Source organism: Paraburkholderia sp. A1RI_3L (genome assembly GCF_048957895.1).
GTDB classification, from domain to species: Bacteria; Pseudomonadota; Gammaproteobacteria; order Burkholderiales; family Burkholderiaceae; genus Paraburkholderia; species Paraburkholderia kururiensis.
Window position 1 is genome coordinate 1 of sequence record NZ_JARCHA010000039.1, and the last position, 5169, is coordinate 5169.

The following is a 5169-nucleotide window of genomic DNA, read 5'->3' on the forward strand; positions in this document are numbered from 1 at the left end:
GGGGCGGCGTTCGTGCCGCTGGACGCCGGGTTCCCGCCCGAACGGGTGGCGCGCATCTTCGCCGACGCCGAGCCGGTCCTGCTGCTCGCGCATGCGCCGCAGGCCGACCGGTTCGCCGGGCTGGGCGTGCCCGTGCTCGAGATCGGCGCGGCGCACGCGGGCGGCGGCGCGCAGCGGCAGGCGCCGCCCGCGGATCCGCGTCAGGCGGCCTACGTGTACTACACGTCGGGATCGACCGGCGCGCCGAAAGGGGTCGTGATCGACCATCGCTGTGCGCTCGGCCGCCTCGCGTGGCTGCAGCGGCGCTATGCGCTCGCGGCGGGGCAGCGGGTGCTGCAGAAGACCCCGCTGATCTTCGACGTCGCGATCTGGGAGATCTTCGGGCCGCTGATGGCAGGGGCAACCGTGCTGATGGCGGATCCGGGCATGGAAGCCGACGTGGCCCACATCGGCGCGCTGATGGCGCGGCCGGGCTGCGTGTTCGCGCATTTCGTGCCGTCGATGCTCGAGGCCTATCTCGGCGCGGCGGCGCCGCGCGCGTATCCGGACCTGCGCTGGGTGCAACTGTCCGGGGAAGCGGTGCCGCCCGACCTGCCGGCGCGCTTCGCCGCGCATTTCGGTTGCGAGCTGCACAACATGTACGGGCAGACCGAGACCTCCGAGGTCGCCGCCTGCGAGTTCGCCCCCGCGAACGCCCCGTCCGTGTCGCCGGGCTTCGTGCCGATGGGGCGGCAGATCGGCCTCTACCGGCTGTTCGTGCTGGACGCGGGGTTGAATCCGGTGCCGGCGGGCGTGCCGGGCGAACTGTGCGTGGCGGGCGTCGGCGGTCTGGCGCGCGGGTATCACCGTCAGCCGGGGCTGACCGCGGAGCGCTTCGTCCCGCATCCGTTCCCGCTCGAACCGGGCGAACGCCTGTACCGGACCGGCGACCTGGTGCGCGAGCACGAGGACGGCGCCCTCGAGTATCTCGGCCGGCTCGATCAGCAGACCAAGATCCGCGGCTGCCGCGTCGAGACCGGCGAGGTGGAGGCGGCGTTGCGGCGGCATCCGGCGGTGCGCGCGTGCGCGGTCGTCGCGCGGCCGGACGAAACCGGCTCGAACCGGCTCGTCGCGTACCTGGTCGGCGACGGCGACGGCGACGTGGCGGACACGATTGCCGGCCACGCGCAGGCGATCCTGCCGCGCTACATGCTGCCGGAGGCGTACCTGTTCCTCGACCGGCTTCCGCTCACGCCGTCCGGGAAGCTCGACCGCCGCCGCCTGCCCGCGCCCCGACCGGAGGATTTCGAGGCGCGCGCGACCCCGGACGAACAACCCGAACCGGGCCTCGAGGCGCATCTGGCGCACATCTGGTGCGAAGTGCTCGGCATCCGCATGGTCGGCCGCAACGACAACTTCTTCGCGGTCGGCGGCAACTCGCTGAAGTCCGTGCAGGTCCTGTCGCGCATTCGCAAGCGCTACGAGATCGACGTGTCGGTGCGGCAGTTCTTCGCCGCGCCGACGATCAAGGAACTGGCCGTCGTCGTGCTGGATCGGCTCGAGCGCCTGGTGGCCTCGCTGTCCGACGCGGACGTGGCGGAACGACTCAGAAACGACGGAGCATGAACATGATGGAATCCGACCGCAGGCAAGACCATGCGCGCCGGCAATTGTTCGAGCGGCTGCTCGCGTCGAGCCCGGATGCGGGCGCGGCGTCGGCCATGCCGCCGCGCGTGCCGCCCGGCCAGCGCGTGCCGCTTTCGCCATCGCAGGCGCCGATGTGGTTCATGTGCCGCCTCTACGAAACCAGCGCGGAGTACAACAGCTACGAGGTCCTGGCCTATCCCCGGATCATTCCGGAGCAGGAGCTGCGCGATGCGCTCCGGCGGCTCGTCGAGCGGCACGACGCGTTGCGCCTGCGCATCGAGGTGCGCGACGATACGCCGTGCCAGACGCTCTGCGACGACCCGGTCGCGCCGATCGTGTGGCACGACCTTGCCGGTCTCGACCCGTCGCAGGCGCACGCCGAGATCTGCGCGCGCGGCAGCGCGAGCGTCGCCGCGCCGTTGCCGCTCGACCAGGGGCCGCTGTTCAGGGTGGAGGCGATGCGGTTGCCCGCCGGAGAAACGCTGGTCCTGCTGATCGTCCATCACATCGTCGCGGATGGCTGGTCGATGGGCCTGCTGCTGGCCGATCTCGACGCGCTGCTGGCCGGGAAGGCGCCGGGCCCGGCCCCGGCGTGCCGCTTCATCGACGACGTCGCGTGGCAGCACGCGAACGCCGATCCGGCGCGCGAGCGCCGTCAGCTCGATTACTGGACGGCGAAGCTCGGCGGCGAATTGCCGGTGCTGGATATCCCGAAAGACCGGCCGCGCCCCGCGCAGCCGACCCGTCGCGGGCACACCGTTCCGTGCATGCTGCCGCTCGCGACCATGCAACTCGCCAAGGCGCTGGCGCAGGCGCGCGGAACCACGCTGTTCGTCGTGCTGCTGGCGGCGTACAAGGCGCTGCTGTCGCGCCTGACCGGCCAGCACGACGTGATCGTCGGCGCGCCGTTCGCCGGACGCGAGCGCGTCGAGCTGGATCGCGTGGTGGGCTGCTTCGTCAATCCCGTGGCGCTGCGCACGGATCTGTCGGACGCCGCGACGTTCGAGGACGTGCTGGACCGCGTCCACCTGACGCACGAGGAGGCGCAGGACAACCAGGCGGTTCCGTTCGAGCGCGTGGTGGGGGAGTTGCGCGTGCCGCGCGAGCTGCAATACAACCCGGTGTTCCAGACCATGTTCGCGTTGCAGAACACGCCGGGCGATTTCGTCGGCGACGAGCCCGGCAAGCCGCGCGACTGGGTCTTCGATTCCGGCACCGCCAAGTTCGACCTGGTGTTCTCGCTGTTCGACACGCCCGCCGGCGGCGCCGGCTTCGTCGAATACGCGGCCGACCTGTTCGACGCGGCGACGATGGAGCGCCTCGTCGCGATGTACGCGGACCTGCTCGACGCCGTCGTGCGCGCGCCAGCCGCGCCGCTGCGCGCGCATGCGCTGGTGCCGCCGGCGCAGCGGCAGCGGATCCTGCACGAACTCAACGCCTACGAGCGGCCGGCGCTGGATTACCGCACGATGGCCCAGCCGTTCGAAGAGCAGGTGCGGCGCACGCCGGAGGCGATCGCACTGGTCAGCGACGACGGTGCGCTGACATATCGCGTGCTCAACGAGCGCGCGAACCGGCTCGCGCATCACCTGCGCGCGCTCGGCGTGGGAAGCGGCGACTTCGTCGCGGTGTGCATGGAGCGCAGCTTCGCGCTCGTCGTCACGCTCTACGCCATCGCGAAGTCGGGCGCGGCCTACGTGCCGCTCGATCCCGAGCTTCCCGATGCGCGCATCGCCTACATGCTGGACGATGCGGACCCAGCCGTCGTGTTCGTCGACGGCGACATCCGGCCGCGCATCCCCGCCGGACGCTGGCAGGTGATCGACGCGGCCGCCGATGCGGCGCGCTGGGCCGCCTGCCCGATCGACAACCTGCCGTGCAACGCCGCGCCCAACCGGCTCGTCCACCTGCTCTACACGTCGGGCTCGACCGGGCGCCCGAAGGCTGTCGCGTATCCGATCGACGGCGCGATCGCCAACATCTTCTGGCTGCAGCGCACCTATCCGTTCAAGGTGGGCGAGGCGAACGCATTCAAGACGTCGTATGGCTTCGACGTGTCGATCTGGGAAATCTTCTGGCCGCTGTACGTGGGGGCGCGGCTGTTCGTATGCCGCCCCGGCAGCCATCGCGATCCCCGCTATCTGATCGACGTGATCGACCGGTATCGCGTGACGTTCGTCTTCATGATCCCGTCGCTGATGCAGGCGATCCTGGACGAGATGCGCCCCCACGAGCTGCGCGGCCTGCGCTGGGCGCTGTGCGGCGGCGAGCCGGTCACGCCGCGCCTGCGCGACACGTTCCACGAGAAGATGAGCGCGACGCTGATCAACGGCTACGGCCCGACCGAGGCCGGCAGCGTGACCGACATGATCGTGCCGCGGGAGCCCGGCGCGCCGATCGTGCCGCTGGGGCGTCCGGCGCCCAACTTCCGTCTCTACGTGCTCGACGACGCGCTGGACGTCGTGCCGATCGGCGTGCCGGGCGAGGCCTGTATCGGCGGCGAGGTCGGGCTCGCGCACGGCTATCACCGCAATCCGGCGCTCACCGCGGAGCGCTTCCTGCCCGATCCGTACGGCGCGCCCGGCTCGCGCATGTACCAGACCGGCGACCTGTGCCGCTATCGGCCCGACGGTGTGCTCGAGCATCTCGGACGGATCGGCACGCAAGTGAAGATTCGCGGGATGCGCGTCGAGCTCGCGGAGATCGAGGCGGTGCTGTCCGCGGAGCCGGGCGTCGCCGATTGCGCCGCGGCGGCCGCGCACGACGCGGCCGCGAACAAGATCGTGGCGTTCGTCGTGCCGGCCGCGCCGGACGCGGTGCGCCCCGCGACGCTGCTCGCGTCGGTCGCCACCGTGCTGCCCGGCTATATGGTGCCGGTCGACATCATGCTCGTCGAGCGCATTCCGACCTCGTTGAACGGCAAGATCGACCGGCGCGGGCTGCTCGACCTGTGGCGCGAGCGCGGCGGCTCGCTGCCGCGCGACATCGTGCAGCCCGACGGCGCGCACGAGCTCCGGCTCAAGCGGGTATTCGAGGCCGTGCTGGCGTGCGGTGAAATCGGCGTGACCGAGAGCTTCTTCGACCTGGGCGGGCATTCGCTGCTCGTGTTCCGGCTGATGGGCGCGTGCGAGACCGAGTTCGGGCACCGGCCCCAGGTGGCCGACATCTTCGCCGCGCCGACCGTGCGGACCCTGTTGCCGCGCATCCTGGCGGCGCAAGCGCCGGCGCACGCGAATCTCGTGCCGCTCGCGCCGGGCGCCGGCTTGCCGGTGGTCGTGTGCGTGCACGCGGCGAGCGGGTCCGCGCTGCCGTTCGCCGCGCTGGCGCGCCAGCTGGCCGGGGAGTATGCGGTGCATGCGCTGCAGGCGTCCGGCATCGACGACGCTGCGACGCCGCCGGCGTCGATCGCGCGGATGGCCGACGACTATCTGGCGCAGGTGGAGACGGTGCGCGGCGCCAGTCCGCTGATTCTCGTCGGCTGGTCGATGGGCGGATGCGTCGCGATGGAAATGGCGCGCCGCCTGCGCGCGCGCGGCGACGACG

The 5169-nt window shown here is 71.5% G+C and carries 2 protein-coding genes; both read left to right on the top strand.

Annotated features, from left to right (window positions below; all coding sequences use genetic code 11):
• A partial coding sequence (locus tag PXJ20_RS32595) for a non-ribosomal peptide synthetase (RefSeq protein WP_421057487.1) occupies positions 1–1605 on the top strand: 1605 nt, incomplete at its 5' end.
• Positions 1606–1610: 5 nt separating this feature from the next.
• The coding region (locus tag PXJ20_RS32600) for a non-ribosomal peptide synthetase (RefSeq protein ID WP_421057488.1) at positions 1611–5169 on the top strand (3559 nt) is incomplete at its 3' end.